Source organism: Myxococcus sp. AB036A (assembly GCF_006547355.1).
Lineage (GTDB): Bacteria > Myxococcota > Myxococcia > Myxococcales > Myxococcaceae > Myxococcus > Myxococcus virescens.
Window position 1 is genome coordinate 1 of sequence record NZ_VHLC01000015.1, and the last position, 19,456, is coordinate 19,456.

The 19,456-nt window shown below is 68.1% G+C and carries 15 protein-coding genes and 1 pseudogene; 12 read left to right on the forward strand and 4 right to left on the reverse strand.

Annotated elements, in window-relative coordinates; translation table 11 throughout:
• From FL344_RS08555 to larE, 4 genes and pseudogenes are all read left to right on the forward strand, one after another.
• A pseudogene (locus FL344_RS08555) lies at positions 1-336 on the forward strand (ThiF family adenylyltransferase); the annotation flags it as partial.
• A complete protein-coding gene (locus FL344_RS08560) occupies positions 333-746 on the forward strand; it encodes a Mov34/MPN/PAD-1 family protein (protein WP_141618160.1) in 414 nt (137 codons plus the stop codon). The pseudogene FL344_RS08555 and the gene FL344_RS08560, both read left to right, overlap by 4 nt.
• A gap of 192 nt (positions 747-938) precedes the next feature.
• On the forward strand, positions 939-1,712 hold the full coding sequence (gene cysC / locus FL344_RS08565) for an adenylyl-sulfate kinase (protein ID WP_141590072.1): 774 nt from the start codon (positions 939-941) through the stop codon (positions 1,710-1,712).
• Positions 1,713-1,809: 97 nt separating this feature from the next.
• Positions 1,810-2,706 carry an ATP-dependent sacrificial sulfur transferase LarE gene (larE, locus tag FL344_RS08570; protein ID WP_141590073.1) on the forward strand — a complete coding sequence of 299 codons (897 nt, stop codon included), beginning with the start codon at positions 1,810-1,812 and terminating at the stop codon, positions 2,704-2,706.
• Between the two features lie 41 nt (positions 2,707-2,747).
• Here the strand turns inward: larE and FL344_RS08575 are convergent, their stop codons facing one another.
• On the reverse strand, positions 2,748-4,547 hold the full coding sequence (locus FL344_RS08575) for a hypothetical protein (RefSeq protein ID WP_228564874.1): 1,800 nt from the start codon (positions 4,545-4,547) through the stop codon (positions 2,748-2,750).
• A gap of 136 nt (positions 4,548-4,683) precedes the next feature.
• The gene (locus FL344_RS08580) at positions 4,684-5,472 is read right to left on the reverse strand and encodes an AraC family transcriptional regulator (protein ID WP_141618162.1); all 789 of its coding nucleotides are present in this window, start codon (positions 5,470-5,472) and stop codon (positions 4,684-4,686) included.
• Between the two features lie 77 nt (positions 5,473-5,549).
• Here FL344_RS08580 and FL344_RS08585 point away from each other — a divergent pair, with 77 nt between their 5' ends.
• From FL344_RS08585 to FL344_RS08595, 3 genes are all read left to right on the forward strand, one after another.
• A complete protein-coding gene (locus tag FL344_RS08585) occupies positions 5,550-6,041 on the forward strand; it encodes a DUF1772 domain-containing protein (protein ID WP_194863042.1) in 492 nt (163 codons plus the stop codon).
• A gap of 113 nt (positions 6,042-6,154) precedes the next feature.
• On the forward strand, positions 6,155-6,730 hold the full coding sequence (locus FL344_RS08590; protein ID WP_141618164.1) for a hypothetical protein: 576 nt from the start codon (positions 6,155-6,157) through the stop codon (positions 6,728-6,730).
• Positions 6,731-6,789: 59 nt separating this feature from the next.
• Complete coding sequence (locus tag FL344_RS08595; RefSeq protein ID WP_011554065.1) at positions 6,790-6,954, forward strand: ribbon-helix-helix domain-containing protein; 165 nt, start codon at positions 6,790-6,792, stop codon at positions 6,952-6,954.
• A 27-nt stretch (positions 6,955-6,981) separates the two neighbouring features.
• Here FL344_RS08595 and FL344_RS08600 read toward each other — a convergent pair whose 3' ends face one another.
• Complete coding sequence (locus tag FL344_RS08600) at positions 6,982-7,827, reverse strand: tRNA pseudouridine(38-40) synthase TruA (protein WP_141256927.1); 846 nt, start codon at positions 7,825-7,827, stop codon at positions 6,982-6,984.
• 44 nt (positions 7,828-7,871) lie between these two features.
• Here FL344_RS08600 and FL344_RS08605 point away from each other — a divergent pair, with 44 nt between their 5' ends.
• The 3 genes from FL344_RS08605 to clpX all read left to right on the forward strand — a co-directional run bounded on the left by FL344_RS08605 (position 7,872) and on the right by clpX (position 10,990).
• Positions 7,872-8,804, forward strand: a complete 933-nt coding sequence (locus tag FL344_RS08605; protein ID WP_194863043.1) for an AgmX/PglI C-terminal domain-containing protein — start codon at positions 7,872-7,874, stop codon at positions 8,802-8,804.
• A 27-nt stretch (positions 8,805-8,831) separates the two neighbouring features.
• On the forward strand, positions 8,832-9,488 hold the full coding sequence (locus tag FL344_RS08610; protein WP_141590078.1) for a hypothetical protein: 657 nt from the start codon (positions 8,832-8,834) through the stop codon (positions 9,486-9,488).
• 224 nt (positions 9,489-9,712) lie between these two features.
• Positions 9,713-10,990 (forward strand): ATP-dependent Clp protease ATP-binding subunit ClpX, encoded by a 1,278-nt coding sequence (clpX, locus tag FL344_RS08615; protein ID WP_141590079.1) that lies wholly within the window; start codon positions 9,713-9,715, stop codon positions 10,988-10,990.
• 66 nt (positions 10,991-11,056) lie between these two features.
• Here the strand turns inward: clpX and FL344_RS08620 are convergent, their stop codons facing one another.
• Positions 11,057-16,351: a trifunctional serine/threonine-protein kinase/ATP-binding protein/sensor histidine kinase gene (locus FL344_RS08620; protein WP_141618166.1), complete on the reverse strand. Its 5,295-nt coding sequence runs from the start codon at positions 16,349-16,351 to the stop codon at positions 11,057-11,059.
• 219 nt (positions 16,352-16,570) lie between these two features.
• Here FL344_RS08620 and crtI point away from each other — a divergent pair, with 219 nt between their 5' ends.
• Positions 16,571-18,028: a phytoene desaturase family protein gene (crtI, locus tag FL344_RS08625; RefSeq protein WP_305021748.1), complete on the forward strand. Its 1,458-nt coding sequence runs from the start codon at positions 16,571-16,573 to the stop codon at positions 18,026-18,028.
• 338 nt (positions 18,029-18,366) lie between these two features.
• The gene (gene hppD / locus FL344_RS08630) at positions 18,367-19,431 is read left to right on the forward strand and encodes a 4-hydroxyphenylpyruvate dioxygenase (RefSeq protein ID WP_194863044.1); all 1,065 of its coding nucleotides are present in this window, start codon (positions 18,367-18,369) and stop codon (positions 19,429-19,431) included.
• Positions 19,432-19,456: the final 25 nt, after the last annotated feature.

The following is a 19,456-nucleotide window of genomic DNA, read 5'->3' on the forward strand; positions in this document are numbered from 1 at the left end:
GGGGGCGGGTTGGTGGCGGAGCTGCCCGCGGCGTGGAGTGGCGAGGCGCCCTGGGTGGCGCTGGGGGGCGATGGCATGCGGGCCGCCGTTGTCTTCCGAAGCGCGGAGGGGTGCTTCTGGTGCTTCGGTGAGACGGTGCGGCACCTGGGCTCGCCCCCGGATGGGGCGCTGGGCGTGGCCGTGGGGACGCTGGGCGCGCTCGTGTTTCAGCGGCTGCGGCTGGGCCTGGGCCCCGCGCTGGGCGGCCGGTGGTTGGTGGCACCTGGAGCCGTGGAGGAGATGGAATTGCGCAGGTGCTCGCGCTGCGCGGGCCGTGAGCCGCCCGCCGAGCCGTGAGTCACTGGCCCGAGCACATCCTCGACGAGGTGGGGCGTCACCTGGAGGCCGCGTATCCGTTCGAGGGCTGTGGGGTGATCCTCCGCGCGGAGGGGGCGGGCGCCCTGCGGATCCGCCCCCTGCGCAATGCCGCCGACAACCCACGCGTGGCGTATGCCTTCGCGCCCGAGGAGTGGCTGGCCGTCTGCATGGACGCGGATGTACGGTCAGAGCGAGTGGTGTGCGTGTTCCACTCGCATGTGGATGCACCGGCCACATTCTCCCGGGAGGACCTGCTGCGGGCGGCTCCGGAGGGGCATCCGTTGCTCCCAGATGTTTCCTATCTCATCGGATCCGTACATCGCGGCTGTGTTCACTACGTGTCGGAGTATGAGTGGCTTGAGGGAAACTTCGTGTTACGAACGGGCTGAAAGTGCATTGCAGAAACGAAAAAGCCTTGTCTGAGCAGGCACTTGAATGCCCGTCACCCCCACCTGCGGAAAGGTGGGCGCGAATTGTCAAGTGGCCGGGTTTTCGTCTATAACCGCGTCCATCTTCTGGATCTGCGGCGTCCATACGCAGCTTGCAAGAAGTGCTCCGGACGCAGGGAGTAGACGACCCATATGGCCTCCAACACTGGTTTCACCCTCTGGCTGACCGGCATGTCCGGTACCGGGAAGAGCACCACCGCCGCCTACATCGCCGCGCGCTTGCGGCAGGTGGGTCGCAACGTCGAGATCCTCGACGAGGGTGAACTTGGCGAGGCGCTGTGGGCGGGGCTGGGGGATGGCAAGGAGGACCGTATCACCGTCGTGAAGCGGCTGGGGTTCGTGGCGAACCTGCTGACGCGAAACGGCGTGGCGGCGCTGGTACCCTGCGTGAGCCCGTACAAGCCGGGCCGTGAGGAGAACCGCCGGTCGATTGGTCGCTACGTGGAAGTCTACGTCGACTGCCCGACCGAGAAGCTCATCGAGCGCGACACCACGGGCCGCTACAAGAAGGCGCTCAACGGGGAGATCCCCAACTTCATTGGCATCACCGAGCCGTATGAGCCGCCCAACTCGCCGGAGGTCACCATCCACTCCAACGTGGAGTCGGTGGAGGACGGCGCGGCGAAGATCTTCCAGTCGCTTCTGGACCTCGGCTACATGAGCACCGAGGAGCTGAAGGTCATCACCGGCAAGAAGATGAAGGCCAACCCGCTCCCCGCGAAGGGCGAGAAGGCGGAGAAGGCCGAGAAGGGTGGCGCCAAAGCCCGCCGCGCCGAGGAGTCCAAGCCCGCGGCGAAGTCGCCGAAGGCGGACAAGGGCGCCAAGGCCCGTCCGGCCACGCGCGCGGCCCGGGTGGCGAAGCCGGCCTCGGCGGCGAAGAAGGCCGCGAAGCGGAAGGCTCGCTAGGCGGCTGGGCTTCCGGGCCCGGTGTCATTTCCAAGGGGCTCCAGGTTGCCGCGCGGTGCGCGTGCAATCCGGGGCCCCTCCGTTTTAGGAGAGCCTCATGTTGAGCCCCGAGCGGATCAAGTCCCTGTGTGAGTCGTCGCGCCCCAAGCTGGAGTCGATGCGTGCCGCGCTGCGGGCCCATGGCAGCGCGCTGGTGGCGTTCTCCGGCGGTGTGGATTCGACCTTCGTGCTGAAGGTGGCGGTGGAGGAGCTGGGCGACCGGGCGCTCGCGCTCACCGCGCTGTCCGCGTCCGTGGCACCCGAGGAGGCCGACGAGGCGCGCGAGCTGGCGAAGCGGCTGGGCGCCCGGCACGTGGTGCTGGGCAGCAACGAGCTGGCGAACCCGCAGTACGCGGCCAACCCGACGAACCGCTGCTACTTCTGCAAGACGGAGCTGTACGACATCTGCGAGGCGCAGCGGAAATCGCTGGGGTTGGCGGTGGTGTTGGACGGCTTCAACGCGGACGACTTCAAGGACCACCGGCCTGGCCACAAGGCGGCGCAGGAGCACCAGGTGGTGTCGCCGCTGGCGCAGGCGGGGCTGACGAAGGAGGAGATCCGGGCCTGGAGCCAGTCGCTCGGGCTGCCGACGTGGGACAAGCCGCAGATGGCGTGCCTGGCGTCGCGGATTCCGTACGGCACGGCGGTGACGCGGGATCGGCTGCTGCAGGTCGCCGCCGCCGAGTCGGAGCTGCGCAAGCTGGGCTTCCGACAGTTCCGCGTGCGGTACCACCAGGACGTGGCGCGGCTGGAGGTGGCGGCGGAGGAGTACGAGCGCTTCCTCGCGGCGGACGTGCGGCAGAAGATCAACACCGCGTTCCTGGCGCTGGGGTTCAAGTTCGTGGCGCTGGACCTGGAGCCGTTCCGCTCGGGCCGCATGAATGATGCGGCGGGTGTGGCGCGGCCGGGGGACACGGGCAAGCCGGAGGGCTTTTCGCTGCCCGTGGTGAGCTGAGCCGCGTCTCCATGGCGGTGGTCGTGAGGCTCGGGACCGGCTCACATCCCGGTGACGAGGTGGATGCCGCGCTCCCGTGCCAGGGCGCTCCGGGCCTCTGTGGAAACCGCGGTTCCGCGCAGGTCGAGTTCCCGCAGGTGTGGCAGCTTGTGCAACGCCGGGAGGCCCGCGTCGGTGACTTTCGTGCGCGTCAGGTAGAGGGTTCGGAGCGAACGGGGGAGGTGGCCAAGCATCTCGTCGCCGGTGCGGACGCCGGCGACGCTCAGCCAGACGAGTTTCGTGAAGCCCTGGAGCGCTTTCTGGCCCTCTGAGTCCAACCTCGTCGCGCCGAGGTCGAGCGTCGTGAGTCGGGCAAGGGTGTGCAGGCGCGTCAGGCCAGAACCATTGATGAGCGTCCCCGCGACATGGATTGCCTCCAGTTCTGTCCATTCGGCGAACTGGCCCAGCCCGACATCCGTGAGGAGGGTGCGTTCGGCTTTCAAGGAATGGAGGCCGGGGAAGGCCTGCCGGATGGAGGGCACCCATTCGTCGGTGAACCCGGTCTTGCTCAAGTCCAGGTGTCGCAGGAGTGGGCGGGAACCCAGGTTGTTCAGCGCCTCCGGGCCAATTGGCGTGTGGCTGAGCGCGAGTCGCGTCAGTTGGCTGAGGGGAGCGAGTGCGGTGAGGGAATCGTCCGTCAGCGCGAGCCCCGAGAGCCAGAGTGATTCGAGCGCCACCAAGGTGCTCAGTTCTTGAAGTCCCGTGCCCGTAATGGCGGTGCGCGAGAGGTCGAGCTCCCTCAACTCGTTGAGTCCTCGAAGATGGCGCAGCGCTGAGTCGCCCACTCGCGTCTCGTCGAGGTGAAGCGCTTCCAGTCGAGAGAGGCCCGCGAGGTGGCGAAGCCCTGCGCCTCGGATTCGCGCCTTGCTGAGAACCAGCGCACGAAGCGCGGGCAGTTTCGCGAGGTGGAGCAACCCGGCGTCCGTCACCTGCGTGCTGCCCAGGTGGAGGGCTTCCAGTTCACGGAGTCCCGCGATGTGCAGAAGGCTGGCGTCTGACACAGTGGTACGCGCAAGGCCCAGCCGCCGAAGGGAGGGCAGGGCGTTGAGGCCGCGGAGGCCGGCATCCGTGACTTTCGTTCCGCTGAGGTTGAGCGTGTGCAACGGGGCGTCCGGCAGCACTGCGAGGACGGTGTCGTCCACCGCCGTATCCGACAGGTCGAGTTCCTCCAGCCCCGGTTGCCTCGCGAGGAATCCAAGTCCCTGGGGTGTTACGGCTGTTCCGGCAAGGGTTACTCGACGCAGGGTGGTGTGCTCTGACAGCGACGCAAGGCCTGCGTCGGAGACCGGCGTTTCGTCCAGCCGCAGCACTGCCAGTCGTTGCATGCGTTTGAGAGGAGCCAGCCCCGCGTCGGTGACTCGGGTGGCATTGAGGTGCAGGGCCTCGAGCTGGGTCGCGTTTTCCAGCGAGGCGAGGTGCGCATTGCCGAAGTCCGTGCCAGACACCTGAAGCGCGACGACGCCGGACGCCTGGAGCAGGGCCGCGAGCAGCCCGGGGGCTGGGACACCGGCAACGCCAAACGACAATTCGCGCACGCGATGCTCGCGCAACACGGCAGCGATCTCGCGAGCCTCCGCTTCGGTACGCACGGGGCGCAAGGGTTCTGCGTACCAGTTGCCCGTGTCAGGTGGGGTGAAGCCTTCGGGCCCTGGTGGCAAATGCCCGAGCTCAGCGCTGGTCCCATCCGGTTCGAGGCGGAACACCGTGAGGAGCGGCTTGGGAGCCGTCACTACGACGGGGATCGAGGAAGGAGCGGGAATGACGGCCGGGGGACGGGTGGCGCAAGCCGTCACGACGAGCATCAGTCCTACGAGCCATGGAGTTCCCGTGTGCATGGAGGGAGATCAACCCCTCCAAGGACTCAGGTCAATGCGTAACCTGTATGTGTTGCGATGCCATGTGGGAGGGCGAATGGGGCCCACCTTGCACCCGGTTCCTTCAGCGCTGTTCGCGGCGGATGACAGCCGGAGTCAGTCCGGTGAGCCTGCGGAACACCGTGGTGAAATGGCTCTGTGAGCTGAAGCCCACCGCGAGCGCGATGTCTCCCAGCGGCAGCGACGAGTTGCTCAACAAGTCGCGTGCCCGTTCCACGCGTCGTTGCTGCACCCAGGCGTGCGGTGTCATGCCGGTGGACTGGCGGAAGGCGCGGGTGAAATGAAAGACGCTCAATCCGGAGCGCTGGGCGAGCTCCCCTACACGGATTGGCTCGGCAAGGTGCGCCTCCACGTAAAGCTGCACGCGGCGAAGTGCGGCGGGGGAGAGCCCGCCTCGCTGGCGTGCCGCCCGTGAAGTCCCCGGTTCCTGGAGCAGCCTGGCCACCCGAGTCGCGTGTCGGTCCTGGATGGCTCTCGCCGCTTTCAGGAACCCCGCGACGATTCGCAGGTGTTCCTCCGGCAGCCCCACCATGAGCTGGTGCCCGTCCGCCTGCAACGGACCCCAGAGCGTGTCGATCCACTCGCGTGCGTGCGAGGTGAGCACCAGCCGCTGGCCACCACCGGCCGTTTCTCGCTGGACGTAGCCCGCAAGCTCCAGCCGCGCCACGTCGGCTTCGCGGGCGACGGCGCCCAGGGGCGTGGGGCCTCCGAAGTGAATCTGCGTCAGGCACGCGAGGTCCGCGCGCCCGAGCGCCAGGACCTTTCCGACGGTGGCATCGAACTCCGCGGACGCGTCCTGGAACTGCACGACGTCCGAGCCAATCTGTTCGAGCAGGGCGGGCCGGGGGCTCATCGGGAACTCCGCAGGAAGGCGAAAAACGGCGCAAGGGCACGAAAGACGCTCGCGTGCCGGGAACGCATCCTGGCGCCATGATCAACCTGAAGCATTCGGTCGCGGCAATCGTCCTGTGGCTTTTCGTCGTCGTCCTGGGCATCGCCTTCGGCGCGGGTCTCTACGAGCACCGCGTCTCGTTGCCGCGATGGCTCGACACCCTGGGCGGACACTGGTCCGCGGAGGCCGCGCGGGAGGACAACGTGGGACTCCGCTTCTGGGCCTTCGTCACCACGGGGCCGCTGACGCTGCTCACCCTGGCGAGCCTCTATTTCGCATCCCAGGCCACCGGCGCGCTGCGCCTCTGGTGGCTCGGGGCCGCGTTGGCGGCGTTGGCCGACCGGCTCCTGACCTTCTCATACTTCATCCCGACGATGGTCCGGCTGATGGAGGCACCCGACAACGCCGCCGCCGTGGAGACCGCGATGACGTGGGCGCGGATGAACCACCTGCGTCATGTGCTCAGCGCGGGGGCCTGGTTCTCGGCGCTCCAGGCCCTGTCCTGGCTCCGATGGAAGGGTGGTTCGTGATCAGAACGTCCGATTCCGTGCGCGCACCGCGCCCCTGGCCGCCTCGCCAGGGGAGGGGAGCACGGACTGGCACATCCCCGGGTGCGGACCCTGATAGAAACGTGATCCGCGCCATGGCCCGCGATCACTCCACGTCCCCCAGGGCAGGTTCCCGCCTGACACGCCGCGTCCACACCCTGATCAGCGCCTGTTCCGTGCTCCTGCCCGCGGCAGCCGGCGCGGCGGAGTTCGTGGACGCGCCGTACGCGGAACGACGGGCCTTCTCGCTGATCCTCGGCCCCGGCGCTTCCTACACCGAGTCCATTGATCGCTCAGAGTCCGACGCGAAGCATGGCGGGGACGCACACCTGGACCTCGGGGGCAGCCGGACCGTGGGCTACGACGGGGACGAGGTCTTCGTGGTGATCCGCGGCAGCCTGCGCGGCCCGGATCTATCGATGGCCGGCGGCTTCCGGAACTTCTACGGAGATGGGTCCTGGCAGACCTTCTATGATCTGGGCCTGCTGATCAGGCCGTTTTCTGGGCCGTGGCTGGGGCCTCGCGTAGCGTTGGGCGTGCGACACACCTTCTCCGAGCGGCTCGCGGTGTTCGGGGGACTCGGGCTTTCGCTCGGGTTCGGCGCGGGCCTGCGCGGAGACGCGGAAGCCTTCACCGGGGTTCAGTGGATCTTCCCGGTCGGATCGAAGTGAATTTCTTGCGATCAGACCGACTTGTGAGAATGTGTGCGTATCTGTAGGAGGTCGCGCACATGGACATGAATCCCCGCCTTACCTCAGTGGTTTTCCGGCTCAACCGCGAGAAGCTCGACGCCCTCAAGGACCTGTCGCGCACCACGCGCATCCGTCAGAGCGAGTACCTCCGCGAGGCCATCTCCGATCTGCTCGCGAAGTACGAAGAGCGGCTCGTCGACTGAAGACGGCCATCCGGGCCCCACCGCGCGTCACCCGATGTGGAAGGGTGGCTCCAGCGGAAGCCCCGGGGGATGGAGACGCTCCCCGGCGGTGAAGGGGTCCACTTGGGGAGGGTAGCGAACCTCCCAGAGCACGAGGCCGTGAGCGGGCGCCTTGAAGCCCTCCATGGCCTGACCCGTCTCGAGTGCCGCGAGCCACGCCTCTTCCGGCAGCAGCCCCGCGGCCACCTTCAACGCGCTCCCCATCAAATAGCGGATCTGGTAGCGCGCGAAGCCGTCCCCTCGCAGCCGAGCCTCGTAGAGCCCACCGCCCAGCGCGTGCAGGGTGGCGGACTCCAGCGTGCGCGGCTTGCGTGGACTGGACTTCTCATGGAACGCGATGAAGTCCCGCGTCCCTTCCGCTGAACGCAGCAGCGCCGCCAACCGCTCCGGCGTCACCGCCGTGGCCTGGAGCAGCGGCTCCGCGGACACGTCCAGCGCATAGGGCGCCCATTCGGGCATCACGGCCCCGCCCAGCTGGAACCGGTAGCGGTACTCCTTGCCGCATGCGCTCCACTGCGCATGAAAGGACGTGGGCCGGCGCACCCCGCACAGGCCCAGGCCCGGTGGCAACCGGGGCGGGAGCCGCTTCTCCAGGGACTCCGCCGAGTCGCCCGCTTCCAGCCGGACGCTCACTACCTGCATCCGGGCGTGGACGCCCCGGTCCGTGCGCCCCGAAGGCATCAAGGTCGCCGGCACCCCCACGGACCGCAGCGCCTCTTCCAGGGCTGACTGGACGGTGGGGCCCTCGGGTTGGCGCTGGAAGCCGCGGAAGATTCCGCCGCGGTACCAGATCCACAGTGCGACGGGAATCCGCTTGGAGGTGGAGGGGAGCACGCCGTTGCTTGGGTGTGGGGAACCACGGGATACTCGCGCGCAAAATGGCGGCTGGACAAGACCTTGCGGCGGACGTGGACGGACTCTGGCTCTTCAAGCACGGGGACCTCGTCCTGGGGCCCGTCAGTGGTGCTCAACTCGTGGAGAAGCTCACCTCGGGTGAGCTGACGCTGGACACCTTGGTGGCGCCCGCAGGAGAGCGGGACTTCCACCGCATGTCCGAGGTGGACGCCTTCCGCGTGCACGTGGCCCGGGTGGAGGCGCGCGCCCGCGTGGATGCCGCGGTCGTCGTGGAGCGGGCGAAGTCCGCGAAGCGCCTGAAGATTCTCGGCGGCGCCGCGGCGGCGGGCGTGGTGGTGCTGGGCATCGTCGGCATCCAGGTGGCGCGCAACGCCGCCGTCCACGGCTGGTTCGGCGGCGGCGGCGAGGTCCAGACGGACGACTTCGAGATGGGCGAAATCACCATCCGCGTGGCCCAGGCCCGGGTGGATGACGAGGAACTCTTCGAGTACCCCGGACATGGCGCGCGCCGTCCGGGCTCGGGCGAGCCGGGGGTGAAGCCCGCCACCGGCAGCAGCGGTCCGGGCAAGGTGGCCATGGCGTCCACCACCCGGACGCCGGCGGACCGGAAGCCTCGCCCCGGGGGCAGCGTGACCACCGACCCGGATGGCATGGAGATGACGCAGCAGTTCGACCAGTCCGCCATCAACCAGGTGGTGGCCAGCAACAAGTCCACGCTCTTCCGCTGCTTCAAGGAAGAGGCGGAGCGCACCCCCGGCATCTACGCCAAGGTCCCCATGGAGTTCGTCATCGGGAACGATGGCCGGGTCAGCAAGCTGTGGGTGGACAACCATCAGTTCAAGAAGGGTCCACTCTACGAGTGCCTGCTGTCGGAGATGCGGAAGTGGCCGTTCCGCGCCTACGAAGGCGAGCAGGCGACGGTGGGCCTGTCGTTCACCATCGGCAAGCGGGGGTAGGGTCACTTTCTTGCCGGCACCCCGGGCATGCCCGATACCGTGGGCATGTCCGCCGCATCTGTTGCTGAGACCGAAATCGCGAAGAAGGCCATGAGCGTCCCGCCGGGGACCTTCCGTCACACCGTGCTGACGGCAGCCAAGCGCTTCAAGTCCACCTGGGCCGAGCTGGGGAAGCTCCTGGTCCAGGTCCGGGACGAGGCCAAGTTCGAGGAGTGGGGCTACCCCTCCTTCGAGACCTATTGCCTCAAGGAACTGCACATCAAGAAGCAGACCGCCTTGAAGCTCACCCGCTCGTTCAGCTTCCTGACCAAGCACGAGCCCGAGGAGGAGCTCACCGCACAGGAGTTCCCCCAGCGCGCACCCGCGTTCGAGGTCATTGAAGTCCTCGCGGACGCGGAGGAGCGGGGCCAGCTGTCGCCCACTGAATACAAGTCCCTGCGCGACAGCATCTGGAGCCCGGAGAAGAACCCGGCCGAGCTGAAGAAGGAGTTCGCCGAGCGCTTCCCCCGTCCCCCGCCGGAGCCGCCCCCGGAGAGCGCCCAGGTGCGGAAACTGGCGCAGATGGCCCGCAAGCTCGCGAGCGAGCTGTCGGGGAGCCGTCGGATTCCGAACGCCGTCGCCGAGCGGGCAGCCGCCCTGGCGGAAGACCTCGAAGACATCGCCTCGGGCGTGACGGACGCCTGAGCCGCTGTTACTGAACGCTGACCCGTTGGCCGGGGCTGTACGCTCGGCAACGGGCCTGTACCGCCGGGCTTCCTGCCCGAAGGGGAGGGCCCTATAGTGGTTCAGGGCCGCGTGGAAGGTGGGCCTGACGGCTGTTCGAGACGTGGGCAGGCCGTGCGGGTAGGGGAGCGGTGGACGGCGAAGGAGGCTCCGGGTGTCCGGAGCCGGCGAACTCGGAGGCGGCAGTGAAGAAGGAGCACCACGTCAACCTGTCTTGTTCGTTCTGCGGCAAGTCGCAGCGCGAGGTCCGCAAGCTCATCGCGGGCCCGACGGTCTACATCTGCGACGAATGCATCAAGCTGTGTAACGACATCATCGCGGACGAGAACGAGCGCGAGGAGGGCAAGCCCCAGGTCAGCTTGCCGACGCCGGCGGAGATCAAGGCGTTCCTCGACGACTACGTCATCGGACAGGACCAGGCGAAGAAGGTCCTCGCGGTGGCGGTGTACAACCACTACAAGCGCATCTATCAAAAGAAGCCGAACTCCCGGCCGCGTCCTGGCGTGAAGGGTCCCACCGGCGAGGAAGTGGAGCTGAGCAAGAGCAACATCCTGCTCATCGGTCCCACGGGAAGTGGCAAGACGCTGCTGGCCCAGTCGCTGGCGCGCTTCCTCAACGTGCCCTTCACCATCGCCGACGCCACCAGCCTCACCGAGGCCGGCTACGTGGGCGAGGACGTGGAGAACATCATCCAGAACCTCCTCCACAACGCCGACTACGACGTGGAGAAGGCCTCGCGCGGCATCGTCTACATCGACGAGATCGACAAGATCGCCCGCAAGGGTGACATGCCCAGCGCCACCCGCGACGTGGGCGGCGAGGGTGTGCAGCAGGCCCTGCTGAAGATCATCGAAGGCACCCGGGCCAACGTCACGCCGCGCGGCGGGAAGAAGTACAACCAGCAGGAGTACGTCCAGGTCGACACGACGAACATCCTGTTCATCTGCGGCGGCGCCTTCCACGGCATCGACGGCGTCATCAAGCGCCGCGTGGGCGAGAAGGGCCTCGGCTTCGGCGCGAAGATCACCCACCGCGAGGAGCGCAGCGTGGGTGAGCTGCTGGCGCTGACCGAGCCGGAAGACCTCATGCGCTTCGGCATGATTCCGGAGTTCATCGGCCGCCTGCCGATGATCGCCACGCTGAACGACCTGAAGGAAGAGGACCTGGTCATCATCCTCTCCCAGCCGAAGAACGCCCTGGTGAAGCAGTACCAGAAGCTCTTCGAGTTTGAGAAGGTGAAGCTGACCTTCACCAAGGAGGCGCTGCGCGCCATCGCCCGCGAGGCGATGCGCCGTCACTCTGGAGCGCGCGGTCTTCGCGCCATCCTGGAGGATGCCATGCTGGAGATCATGTACGACGTGCCGTTCCGCGAGGGCATCAAGGAGTGCAAGATCACCGAGCAGGTCATCACCAAGCACGAGGCGCCCCAGCTCGTCATGGAGAAGGAGAAGAAGACGGCCTAGCGGCGGTCTCTCTTCTCCGGGTGTCCCAAGGCCCTGCTTTCCTCACGGAAGGCGGGGCCTTCGCTTTCAGGGCGCGGGCAGCGTGACGATGAACTCGGCCCCGGCGCCGGGCGCGCTCTCCACGCGGAGGTCGCCCTGGTGCTCCTGGACGATGTCGTGGCACAGCGAGAGCCCTAACCCCGTGCCCACGCCCGCGGGCTTGGTGGTGAAGAAGGGGTGGAAGAGCTTCTCGCGGAGGTCCTCGGGGATGCCCGGCCCGTTGTCTCGGATGCGCAGCTCCACCTTGCTTCCGACGCGGCGGGTGCTCAGGTGCACCTGGGGCGTGAAGCCCGCGCCGGCCTGCTGTTGGTGTTGCGCCGCGGCGTAGAACGCGTTGTCGAGGATGTTGGTGAGCATCCGGCTGATGTCGCTGGCCACCAGCTCCACGATGCCCACGGTGGGGTCTAACGTGGTCTCCATCTTCACGCTGGCCCCGCCGGGACGGCTGCGCAGGCCCTGCACTGCCAGATTCACACTCTCGCGCACCAGCAGGTTGAGGTCCGACTTGGAGCGGGTGCCCTCCGACTTGCGCGAGTGCCGGAGCATCGTCTTGATGATGTCCGAGGCGCGCGTGCCGTGGCTGTGGATGCGCTGGGCGTTCTGCTTCAAGTCCTGGAGCGTCTCCAGCACGTCCTCGCGGGCCTCGCTGTCGAGCCGGTCCGCCATGCCCTTCAGCATCTCCTCCAGCTCGCCGGCCAGCCGTGAGGACAGGTTCGAGAAGTTGTTCACGAAGTTGAGCGGATTCTGGAGCTCATGGGCGATGCCCGCGGTGAGCGCGCCCAGGGACGCGAGCTTCTCCTGCGCCACGAGCTGGCGCTGCATCTCCTGAAGCCGGGTGAGCGTCTCCGCCAGCTCGGCGTTCTTGTGCTGGATTTCGGCGGTGCGCTCCTCCACGCGGCGCTCCAGCGTCCGGCTGTACTCCTCCAGGCTGGCGTAGAGGTCGGCGTTCTCCAGGGAGATGGCCGCCTGGAACGACAGCAGGCGCAGCACCTCCAGTCGCTCCGGGGTGAAGGCGCCCCGCGTGGCGTCGTTCTCCAGGTAGAGCACGCCCGTGAGCGAGCCCTGCTTCAAGAGCGGGCTGCACAGCAGGGACTTGGGCTGGGCGCTGCGGACGTAGGGGTCCTCGGAGAACGGCTCTTCCGCTGAGGCGTCGTGGAGGAGCACCGTCTCTCCGGTGCGCACCACGTAGTGGATGATGGAGGTCGGCAGCGACGCGGAGGACTCCATGGGGATGGGCGCCTCGAGCACCACGCCATCGCCGTCCACGGAGCCTTCCGCCGCGATGACCAGTCCCTCCGTCCGCTTCAGCAGCAGCAGGCCCCGGCGCGCGCCCGCGTTCTCGATGACCAGCGTCATCAGCTTGCGCAGCAGCTTGCCCAGGACGATTTCGCCAGACAGCGCGCGCGCCGTCTTGATGACGGACGCCAGGTCCAGCGCGGCCAGTGACGCTTCGGTGGGGGCATCCGTGCGCGTGGGCGTGGGGGCGGACGGCAAGAGCCGGGGGTGCTCCCGCTCCAGCCGAGCCGCGACGGCGCGGGCTCCCCAGCGCAGGTAGGCGGCGCGGGCTTCCTCCAGATAGGTGCGGGCCACGCGCTCGCGGGCTTGCGTCAGGTGGAACCGTGCCGCGGCCTCGCAGGCCACGCCCTCGTCGAGCGACAGGCCGTACTGGCGCGCCAGCCGGATGGCCCGGTCATACGCATCCGCGGCCGAGTCCCCCTGGCCGTCCAGGCGGGCCCGCTCCGCGTCCAGCAGCTCCGCGCGGGCGCCGTAGTTCATGGGGGCGATGCGGGCCCATCCCCGCATGGACTTGCGGATGGCGTCGATGGCCCGTGACGAGCGAATCCGGTCCAGCGGCCCCAACGTCGGGTGGACCGCCATGAGCGCCAGGCCTTGGAAGAACTTGTACCAGGGCAGGTAGATCTGCCCGGCGATGAGCTCCACCTGGGCGTCCACCGCCGCGGCGCTCTCCAGCGCTCCGCGCGCATCGCCCCACAGCCAGCGGCGCAGGGTGCGTAGCACGTCGCAGGTGGCGATGCCGTTGCCGTAGTCGAGCTGCCGGTACGGCGCGACCAGCTCCTCCTCGCGGGCCTCCACGTTGCCGGTGAAGGCACCCGTGAGCGAGTCGAGCGTGTGCCGCATGTACTCGGTGAAGAGCACGTTCTTGTGGCGGTGGGTGGCCAGGATGTCCCGGTACCGGTCCATGCGCGGGCCACCGTCGGCCAGGCCGTCCCGGGCGATGAGGGCGGTGGCGCAGCCCGCGCTGGACGCATAACCGAAGTATTCGATGTCGCCCGTCTCCTGGCCCTTCTGCGCGGCGGCGAGGAAGTCGCCGACGCAGGCGGACAGCGGCTCCTTCCAGTGCCGGATGAACAGGTTGAAGACGAAGGTCACCATGGCCCGCAGGCTCTCCGCCTGGAAGCGGTCCAGCGTCTTCAGCGCCAGCCGGCCATAGCGGAAGCCTTCCTCGGGGTTGCCCAGGTGCACGCTCAGCATCAGCCCGTAGCCCACGTAGCCGAACGCTGCCACGCCCGTGGCGCCGTGGCGGATGGTGAGCTGGAGCACGCGGAGCACCACCAGCGGAAAGAGCAGCGGGCGGGCCATGAAGGCCAGCGACGACAGCTTCACCAGCAGCCGCAGCGTGGCGAGCAGGAGCGGGTCGGTGCACTCGGGGAGGGCAGCCAGGTCCTCGGGCTTGCGCAGGCCCAGACGCAGCTTCGTCTTCGCCACCGCGGCCAGCACGTGGGGCTGCTTCGGATTCGCGGGCAGGGGCTGGCCCAGCTTGCGCAACACCTCCAGGCCCAGGTCCACGCCGCGCGAGTGCTCGCCCCGGTGTGCGAGGCATTGGAGCCGGACCTCCTGCACGCGGACTTCCTCCGCGCTGTCCACCGCATGGGCCAGCGCCGCCGCTGCCAACCGCTCCATTAGGTCGAAGTCCGCGTCGAGGTACGCCGCTTCGGCCGCGTCGACGTGAAGGTCGAAGGTGAGCCGCCGGTCCTTCCGCCAGCCGTCGTCGCCGAGCAGGGACAGGCCCGTGTTCAACAGTCGCAGGGCCGCGGCCCAGGCGCCTCGGGATTTGGCGCTGCGGCCGGCGCGCAGGTCCAGCTCCGCCACGCGGTGGCGCTCCTGCTCGTCGTGGAGCACGGGCAAGGCCAGGTGGAAGTGGCTGACGAGCTCCGGGAGTTCTTCGTCGAGCCGCTCCGGGGGCGTGTGCCGCAGGAGCAGCCGGCCGATGCGGGCATGGATTTCCGGATGCACGTCCGCCGGAATCAGCTCCAGCGCGGCCTGCTGCACGCGGTCATGGGTGAACTGATACGAGCCCCCGCTGTCGAGGTCGGCGTCGTCAATGGGCGCCACCAGGCCCGCCTGGAGCACTTCGACGAGCCCCTTCTCGGCCTCCTCGTCCGTACGCTCCAGGACGATGGCCAGACTGTGCAGGTCGAACAGATGGCCCAGTGCCGCGGCGATGGGCAGCAGTGCCTGCGCGGCGGAGCTCAGCTCTCGGATGCGGGAGGTGAGCAGGGCCACCACGCCGTCACTGAAGTCCTGTCCACGCAGCGCGCTGGCATCCCACCGGAAGCCACCGCCGTCCGCGTCGAAGCGCACCAGCCCGCGCTCGTAGAAGGTGCGCAGCAGTTGCACCGCGTGGAACGGGTTTCCTTCCGTCAGCGACAGCACCAGGTCGTCGAGCTGCGCGTCGGGTTGGCCCTCGGCGGGAGGGAACACGTCCGCGACCAGCCTCGTCACGTCCTCGGGCGACAGCGGCGCCAGGTCGATGCGGTGGACCGGCGTGCCGTGGTCCTGGAGCGCGCGGGCAAGGGACTCCACGGGATGGTCGGGGCTCAGCTCTTCGGAGCGGCAACCCGCGACCACGAGCAGGTGTTCGATGTCCCGGTCCGTCAGGAGCAGCCGCAACAACTGGAGGCTGGTGCTGTCCGCCCAGTGGAGGTCGTCCAGGACGAGCACCAGGGGATGCTCCCGCGTGGCGAGCGCGGCCACCAGCTTGCGCAGGACCAGTTGGAAGCGCAGCTCCGACTCCGCGGGCCCCAGCTCCGGGACGGGAGGCTGGTCGCCAAGCACCAGCGCCATGCGAGGCACCGCGTCCACCACCAGCCGGCCCATGCCGCCCACGGCTTCGAGGAGGTGCTGACGCCAGCTCTCGAGCTCCTGCTCCTGCCCTCCGAGGAGCGCGCGAGCCACCTCGCGGAAGGCCTCGAAGATGCCGCTGTAGGGAGTGCCACGGAGAAGCTGGTCGTACTTTCCTCGGGCGAAGTGGCCCTGGCGCTCGGCGACGGGCCGCTTGAGCATCCCGGTGAGGGCCGATTTGCCCATGCCCGCCGCGCCAGAGACGAGCACGAAGGCGGAGCGGCCTGAGGCGGCGCGCTCGAAGGCGTCGCGCAGGGCCGCCTGCTGGGGCTCGCGGCCGTAGAGCTTCTCGGGGACGGCGAAGCGCTCGGGGACGTCCTTGGCGCCCAGCTCGAAGGCGGCGACGGGGCCGGGGCCCTCCAGGGCACCCAGGCAGCGCTGGAGGTCCGCTACGAGCCCGTAGGCGCTCTGGTATCGGTCCTCGGGGGACTTGGCGAGCAGCTTGAGCGCGATGTCGGACAGGGGCTGGGGCAGCTCGGGTTCGACACTGACGGGCGGAGGCGGGGGCAGGGCGACGTGTGCGTGGATGAGGCCCAGCGCATCCGTGTCCGCGAAGGGGCGGCGCCCGGTGAGCAGCTCGTAGAGCACCACGCCCATGGAATAGAAGTCAGCCCGCGAGTCCACGCTGCGGTGGGTGCGCCCGGTGCCCTCGGGGGAGAGGTATTCGAGGCTGCCCTCCAACCGCTCGGGCGCGAGCGGAGCGACCTCGGCGCGGGGCCTGCGCGTGGCGAGGGTGAAGCCAGTGAGCTTCACGGACTCGCCATCCGTGCCCACGAGGATGCTGTTGGGGTTCAGGTCCCGGTGGAGGATGCCCTGCTCGTGGATGGCACCCAGGGCGCGCGCCAACGACAGCGCGATGCGGCATGCGGCGCGCGGCTCCATGCGCCCGTGTGACAGGCGTTGGGTCAGCGTCGCATCCCCGAAGCCTTCCAGGATGAGCACGGGCGCGCCGTCCCGCGCTTCGGCCCACGCCAGGGGCCGCAGGACGCCGTCGAGACTCAGGGCGTTCGTCAGCTCCCACTCATGGCGAAGCCGCGTGGTGGCGGAGGGGAGCCGCGCCGCGTCGGGGACCTTGAGGATGACCGAGGCGCCGTCCTCCTCGCGTGTGGCGCGCAAGAGCTGGAAGGCCCCTGCGGTGGTGACCTCTCTGCCGATGCGGTAGCCGGGCACATCCATCATTGCTTCCACCCGTGCGCGAAGGAGTGCACTCCCCGTTGAGGCGGGGAGGGTAGCCCTGGCACTGGGGGCTCGCAACAGAGCGCGAACGATGTGAGGCCGGATGCCTGCCCGCGGGCGAAGTGGAGTGGGCCTCGCGGGTGTGCGATGGAGCGAGTCACCGTGCTGAGACCCTCTGGGATGGCTGGCCTGGCCGCGCGAAGCGGTGGACGACGCGCAATCGTGATTGGCAGTGGTTTCGGTGGATTGGCCGCGGCCATCCGGCTGGCGGCGCGTGGGTGGCGCGTCACGGTGCTCGAGCGGATGGACAGCCCGGGCGGGCGGGCGAACGCCTTCCAGCAGGACGGCTTCACGTTCGACGCGGGCCCCACGGTGATCACGTGTCCGCACCTGCTGGAAGAACTGTGGGCGCTGGCGGGGCAACGCATGGCGGACCACGTGGAGCTCCGGCCCGTGGTCCCGCTGTACCGGATGCGGTTCCCGGATGGCTCCACATTCGACTACCACACGGACCGCGAGGCGATGCGCCAGTCCGTGCGGCGACTGTCGCCCCGGGATGAGGCGGGATTCCTGGCGCTGTGCGCCCGCGTGGAGCGGATGTACGAGGCGGGCATTGGGCCCCTGATGAGCACGCCGGTGCCGGACGTGCTGAGTCTGGCGCCCTTCACCCCCGCGCTGGTGCGGGACGAGGCGTTCCGGTCCATGTTCGGCCTGGTGTCGAAGCACATCCGGGACGAGCGGTTGCAGCAGGCGTTGAGCTTCCATCCGCTGCTGATTGGCGGCAGTCCCTTCGCGACAGCGAGCGCGGTGTACACGTCGATTCAATTCGTGGAGCGGCGCTGGGGGGCATTCTTTCCGGTGGGGGGAACTGGCGCGCTGGTGCGCGGCCTGGTGGCGCTATTGGAGTCCCTGGGCGGCGAGGTCCGTTACGGCAGCGAGGTGACTGAGATTGCATTGGAGGGGCGGAAGGCGACGGGCGTGAGGCTCGGGGACGGTACGGGGCTGGCGGCGGACGTGGTGGTGTCGAACGCGGACGCGGCGTGGACGTACCGGTACCTGGTGCCAGGGCATGTCCGGAAGCACTGGACGGACGAGCGCATCAACCGGGCTCGGTACTCGATGAGCGCGTTCCTCTGGTACTTTGGGACGCGGCGTCAGTACCCGGAGGTCGCGCACCACACGCTGCTGTTCGGCAAGGACTTCCGCGGGATGTTCTCAGGACTGGAAGGCCCTGGACAGCCGTCAGCGGACCCCTTGCTCTATCTACACAGACCCACGGCGACAGACGCGGCGCTGGCTCCGTCAGGCCATGATGCTTTCTATGTACTGGCTCCGGTGCCGCACCTGGGGAGAGGGGCGGAATGGAAGCCGCGGGCAGAGGCTTTCCGACGAGAGTTGGAGGATCGGCTGTCGCGGACCGTCTTGCCAGGGCTGGGTTCGGAATTGATGACGTCTCGGATGGCGACGCCGGAGTATTTCCGAGACGAACTGCGCTCCTTTAAAGGGGCCGCGTTCAGCTTCGCGCCGACGCTTTGGCAGACCACATTCCTTCGGGCACAGGCCCGGAGCGAGGACGTTGACCGCCTCTACATGGTTGGCGCGGGAACGCACCCTGGAGCGGGGCTCCCCGCCGTGCTGTGCTCTGCCAAGATCGTGGACACAGTCATTCCGCTGGCGTAGCGCCTTTTGCAAGAGTCGCGGAACCCAGAGGTGATGTCAGAATTGCCTCAAGAGGTTCAACCAATAGCGGCTCAATCCGCCGCCACTGTTCGGACATGGCCATCCGCTTCATGTCGTTCAGCGGCCCGGCCTTCGCCCCCATGTCTGGTCGCTCAATTCCAAGGCCAGTTCAATTTCAATGGGGTCGCGCTGCCTCTGTAAGCAGCTTTCCATCTGCTTTTGATGAGTGCTATGGACGAACAAAACCGCGAATGCTAGAAGCCCGCGGATTCAGGGGGACTGGTGTCAGCCCAGTCGTCGTTCGAGCACAGGACGAACTTTCCGAGGCCATACATCTTATGCGATCACTGCTTCACGACATCGCTCATATCGAATTCTGGGTAGAGGACGCGCGGGTGGTCGCTGAATGCTATCAGCGAGTTTTCGGCTTTGATGCCATCGCGGAGGCAGGACCGGAAACGGGCCTTGCCGGACATCGCTCCATCGTGCTGGCGCAAGGCGACGCCACGTTCGTTGTCACCTCGTCCGTGGATGGCAGCGGCCCCGTCGCAGCGTTCACGCGGCAGCATGGCGATGGCGTTCGCGATGTCGCATTCACTGTCGATGATGCAACGCAGGCGTTCAACGAAGCAGTTGCGCTGGGGGCCACGCCCGTCGAAGCGTCCGCCGTGGCGGGACTCATCAAGGCTGGACGTACAATTCGTGGCTTCGGGGACGTCGTTCACTCCTTTGTCGAGAGCCGGTCGCTCCCCGATTTCTTCCGGCCGCTTTCGGCACCCTCGCGTGCCACGTCAGACGTCGGTATTCGATCGCTCGATCACGTCGCTGTGTGCCTGCCCACCGGAGAGCTCGATACCGTTGCTGAGTTCTACAAGCGCGTGCTTGGCTTCGAAGATGGACACGCGGAGTACGTCGAGACCGAGCTGAGCGGGATGAACGCCCGGGTTGTTCAGCGAGGGCCTATCCGGTTCCCGCTGCAGGAGCCGCTGGCGCAGAACCCGACTGGACCAATCGCTGAGTTCCTCACGCTCAACCGCGGGGCCGGTGTCTATCATCTCGGGCTCCTCACTGACGATATCTGCCGCACCCTCCATGGCTTGCGAGGCAAGGTGAAGGCGCTCGACGTGCCAGACACGTATTATGAGCAGTTGCCCAACCGCGTCGCTGCCCTCGACGTGCCCATGGCGGACCTGCGTGAGTTCAAGGTCCTGGTCGATCCAGGGCCAGGCGGAATCCTGCTGCAGACGTTTACGCGCTCGCTGCACCCGCGGCAGACATTCTTCATCGAGATCATCCAGCGCAAGGGCGCCGTGACCGGCTTCGGCAGTGGCAACATCCGCGCGCTCTTCGACGCCGTGGAGGCAGACCGTATCGCGCTCGCCGCGAACACTGCGAGAGGGTAGGGGGCGCCGCGCTTCCAGCGGGCGC